This window comes from Pseudomonas sp., from assembly GCF_049590575.1.
Classification (GTDB): Bacteria; Pseudomonadota; Gammaproteobacteria; order Pseudomonadales; family Pseudomonadaceae; genus Aquipseudomonas.
Genome location: NZ_JBAWDE010000066.1, coordinates 1 through 4,077, shown reverse-complemented (window position 1 = coordinate 4,077; position 4,077 = coordinate 1). Strand labels below are relative to the sequence as shown.

At 60.4% G+C, this 4,077-nt stretch carries 5 protein-coding genes; 1 reads left to right on the top strand and 4 read right to left on the bottom strand.

The window, feature by feature from the left end; all coding sequences use genetic code 11:
* The 4 genes from proB to rplU all read right to left on the bottom strand — a co-directional run.
* Positions 1–679, bottom strand: a 679-nt coding sequence (gene proB, locus WBR57_RS04735) for a glutamate 5-kinase (RefSeq protein ID WP_424082596.1), incomplete at its 3' end; no start/stop codon positions are given.
* Positions 680–788: 109 nt separating this feature from the next.
* Positions 789–2,012: an Obg family GTPase CgtA gene (cgtA, locus tag WBR57_RS04730; RefSeq protein WP_122540958.1), complete on the bottom strand. Its 1,224-nt coding sequence runs from the start codon at positions 2,010–2,012 to the stop codon at positions 789–791.
* Between the two features lie 193 nt (positions 2,013–2,205).
* Positions 2,206–2,463 carry a 50S ribosomal protein L27 gene (gene rpmA / locus WBR57_RS04725; RefSeq protein WP_003176049.1) on the bottom strand — a complete coding sequence of 86 codons (258 nt, stop codon included), beginning with the start codon at positions 2,461–2,463 and terminating at the stop codon, positions 2,206–2,208.
* A 34-nt stretch (positions 2,464–2,497) separates the two neighbouring features.
* The gene (gene rplU, locus WBR57_RS04720) at positions 2,498–2,812 is read right to left on the bottom strand and encodes a 50S ribosomal protein L21 (protein ID WP_003176051.1); all 315 of its coding nucleotides are present in this window, start codon (positions 2,810–2,812) and stop codon (positions 2,498–2,500) included.
* Positions 2,813–3,051: 239 nt separating this feature from the next.
* Between rplU and WBR57_RS04715 the strand changes: the two genes are divergently transcribed.
* A complete protein-coding gene (locus tag WBR57_RS04715; RefSeq protein WP_424082591.1) occupies positions 3,052–4,020 on the top strand; it encodes a polyprenyl synthetase family protein in 969 nt (322 codons plus the stop codon).
* The last annotated feature ends 57 nt before the right edge of the window (positions 4,021–4,077 follow it).

Genomic DNA, 4,077 nt, shown 5'->3' with positions numbered 1-4,077 from the left:
GGCGCGCGGCACGCAGTTTGGTCTGCATGCCACCACGGCCCAAGGCGCCGCCGACACTGCCGGCCACGGCGTCCAGCGCCGGGTCATCGGCGCGGGCTTCGTAGATCATTTTGGCGTCGGGATTGTTGCGCGGGTCGGCATCGAACATGCCGTCGCGGTCGGTGAGGATCACCAGCAGGTCGGCTTCCACCAGATTGGCCACCAGGGCGGCCAGGGTGTCGTTGTCGCCGAAGCGGATTTCGTCGGTGACCACCGTGTCGTTCTCGTTGATCACCGGGATCACTTTGAGCTCCACCAGCGCGCGCAAGGTGCTGCGGGCGTTGAGGTAGCGCTTGCGGTCGGACAGGTCGTCGTGGGTCAGCAGGATCTGCGCCGTGTGGCGGCCGTGCTCGGCAAAGCTGGATTCCCAGGCTTGCACCAGGCCCATCTGGCCGATGGCGGCGGCGGCTTGCAGCTCGTGCATCGCGCTGGGTCGCGCGGTCCAGCCAAGGCGGCTCATCCCGGCGGCAACCGCCCCGGACGACACCAGCACCAACTCGACACCGGCCTCATGCAAGGCCACCATCTGCTCGACCCACACGCTCATGGCCGCGCGATCCAGCCCCTTGCCATCCGCCGTCAGCAGCGCACTTCCGATCTTTACGACCCAGCGCTGCGCGCCTGTCACTTTGCTCCGCATCATCTTCAACCTTAGAGTGAGGGCTGCGCGACCCAGCGCCGCCCATAACGTTATACCCGGATACCAAAACGCCGCTCAAGGGAGCGGCGTTCAAGTTTACTGCAACGAATCAGTCGCGCACGTAAATGATTTCCGGACCGTCTTCGTCATCCACGTCTTCTTCGTCCCAATCGTCATCACCGATGTCATGGACCGACTTCACGCCGCTGCGGCGCAGGGCACGCTGGTCGTCCAGGGCTTGCAGCTGGGCGCGGGCTTCGTCTTCGATCTGCTGGTCGAGCTCGGCGAGTTCGGCCTTGAACACCGGGTCGGCCGCCAGGCGGTCGGCGCGGTCTTCGAGGTAGCGCATGATGTCGCGGCAAAGGCGTTCGGTGCCTTCTTTGGCGATGGCCGAGATCACATAGACCGGGCCGGTCCACTCCAGGCGATCAACGATTTCCTTGACCCGCTCCTCGTGCTCTTCCTCAAGGATCTGGTCGCACTTGTTCAGCACCAGCCAACGATCACGCTCGGCCAGGGCCGGGCTGAACTTGGTCAGTTCGCTGACGATCACTTCAGCGGCGTCCGGTGCGCTGGTGTCATCCAGCGGCGCCATGTCGACGAGGTGCAGCAGCAAACGGGTACGCGACAAGTGCTTGAGGAAGCGAATCCCCAGACCTGCGCCATCGGAAGCACCTTCGATCAAACCAGGAATATCGGCGACCACGAAGCTTTTCCAGCGGTCGACGCTGACCACGCCCAGGTTCGGCACCAGGGTGGTGAACGGGTAGTCGGCGACTTTCGGCTTGGCGGCCGAGACCGAGCGGATGAAGGTACTTTTGCCGGCGTTCGGCAGGCCCAACAGGCCCACGTCTGCCAATACTTTCATTTCCAGCTTGAGGTCACGCTGCTCGCCCGGCTTGCCAGGGGTAGTCTGGCGCGGCGCACGGTTGGTACTGGACTTGAATCGGGTGTTACCCAGACCGTGCCAGCCGCCCTGCACAACCATCAGCTTCTGGCCGGCCTTGGTCAGGTCGCCAATCACTTCCTGGGTGGCGGAGTCGATGATCGTGGTGCCGACCGGCACGCGCAGTACCAAGTCTTCGCCTTTCTTGCCGGTGCAGTCGGTGCTGCCGCCGTTGGAGCCACGCTCGGCATCGAAGTGCCGGGTGTAACGGTAGTCGACCAGGGTGTTGAGGTTTTCGTCGGCCATCATGTAGATGGAACCGCCGTCACCGCCGTCACCGCCATTTGGGCCACCGTTTTCGATGAATTTTTCGCGACGGAAACTCATGCAACCGTTACCGCCGTCGCCTGCTTTTACTCGGATGGAAACTTCATCAACGAACTTCATAACAAAACGCCTCTCGTCGCATGGACGAGCTTAAGAAACCAAGACATAAGACTCTTGCAAAAATGAGCGCAGCGACCTCAGAAAGCGACCGCAAAACCAGCGCTTGAGCCCATCACAAACAGCTTTGCAAGAGACTCACCCCACAAACGAAAAAGCCCCGTCGCGAGACAGGGCTTTTCCAGCGATCGCGCAATTAAGCGGCGACAACGCTCACGTAACGGCGGTTGAACGCGCCTTTTACTTCAAACTTGATCACGCCTTCGATTTTAGCGAAGAGGGTGTGATCTTTACCCATGCCAACACCGTAACCGGCGTGGAATTGGGTGCCGCGCTGACGCACGATGATGTTGCCCGGAATGATTTTCTGGCCGCCATACATCTTAACGCCAAGGCGTTTGGCTTCTGAGTCGCGACCGTTACGGGTACTACCACCAGCTTTTTTGTGTGCCATGAGTCAATTCTCCTAGTGAGGAATTAGGCTGAAATTAAGCCTGAATACCGGTGATTTTGATCTCGGTGTACCACTGGCGGTGGCCCATACGCTTCATGTGGTGCTTACGACGACGGAACTTGATGATGCGGACTTTATCGTGACGACCTTGGGAGATCACTTCAGCCACAACGGTAGCGCCAGCAACAACTGGAGCGCCGATGTTCACGTCATCGCCATTGGCGACCAACAGAACGCGATCAAAGGTAACGGATTCGCCGGTAGCGATTTCCAGTTTTTCGATCTTCAGGTATTCACCTGGGGCGACCTTGTATTGCTTGCCACCAGTAACAATTACTGCGTACGACATGGTATTTCTCCGATAATCCTGCTCACCCAGCGCTTTATAAGAAGAGGTATTGGCTGGCATGGCTGCATGGGATGGACGTCCCGAATGCAATTGCGTAAGGCAGGTGCTGCCCAGGAAGTTCAGGGTGCGCGATTGTACGCAAGGCTTTGATGCGTTGCAAGTAGCCGTCTATCGCGCCTTGACACCCGGGGGCCTGGGTCCTAGCATGCCGCGCAACCCTTCTGGAGCGACTGTCGCTGATGCAACCCCAAGCTTTCTACCGCGCGGTCGCGGACGATTTTAGCGCCGTCGACGGCATCATCAAGCAGCAGCTGACCTCTAAAGTGCCGCTGGTGTCCAAAATTGGCGACTACATTACGTCGGCGGGCGGCAAACGCCTGCGTCCTTTATTAGTGTTGCTGTGTGGCAAGGCGCTTGGCCGCCAAGGCGATGACGTGCGTCTGCTGGCCGCGACGATTGAATTCCTGCACACCGCCACCTTGCTGCATGACGACGTGGTCGACATGTCCGGCATGCGCCGGGGCCGCGAGACCGCCAACGCCATGTGGGGCAATGCCCCGAGCGTGCTGGTGGGTGACTTCCTGTATTCGCGCTCGTTCGAAATGATGGTCGAGCTCGGCTCGATGCCGGTGATGAAGATTCTTTCACAGGCCACGCGCATCATCGCCGAAGGCGAAGTGTTGCAGCTGTCGAAGGTCCGTGACGCCAGCACCACCGAAGAAACCTATATGGAAGTGATTCGCGGCAAAACCGCGATGCTCTTCGAAGCGTCCACCCACAGCGCCGCGGCCCTGTGTGGCGCGACTGCCGAACAGGCCGAGGCCCTGCGCACCTTTGGTGATCACTTGGGCGTGGCGTTCCAACTGGTTGACGACCTGCTCGACTACAAAGGCGACGCCGAGACCCTGGGCAAGAACGTCGGTGACGACCTGGCCGAGGGCAAACCGACCTTGCCGCTGATCTACACCATGCGCGAAGGCACGCCGGAACAGGCTGCCCTGGTGCGCAAGGCGATCCAGAAAGGCGGAATCGAAGACTTGGAAGCCATCCGTGGCGCCGTGGAAGCCTCCGGCTCCCTGGAGTACACCGCACAACTGGCGCGTGACTTCGTGGCCCGTGCGATCAAGTGCCTGGAAGCCCTGCCAGCCAGCGAATACCGGGATGCTCTGGTCGAGCTGAGTGAGTTCGCGGTCGCGCGTACGCACTAGAAGACTATTCGGGGGGCAGGCTTGTGTGGGAGCTGGCTTGCTCGCGAAGGTGTCGGG

Excerpts from the sequence above, each read along its gene's own strand:
- rplU (WP_003176051.1), bottom strand. The coding sequence starts at position 2,812 with ATGTCGTACGCAGTAATTGTTACTGGTGGCAAGCAATACAAGGTCGCC.
- WBR57_RS04715 (WP_424082591.1), top strand. The coding sequence starts at position 3,052 with ATGCAACCCCAAGCTTTCTACCGCGCGGTCGCGGACGATTTTAGCGCC.
- rpmA (WP_003176049.1), bottom strand. The coding sequence starts at position 2,463 with ATGGCACACAAAAAAGCTGGTGGTAGTACCCGTAACGGTCGCGACTCA.
- cgtA (WP_122540958.1), bottom strand. The coding sequence starts at position 2,012 with ATGAAGTTCGTTGATGAAGTTTCCATCCGAGTAAAAGCAGGCGACGGC.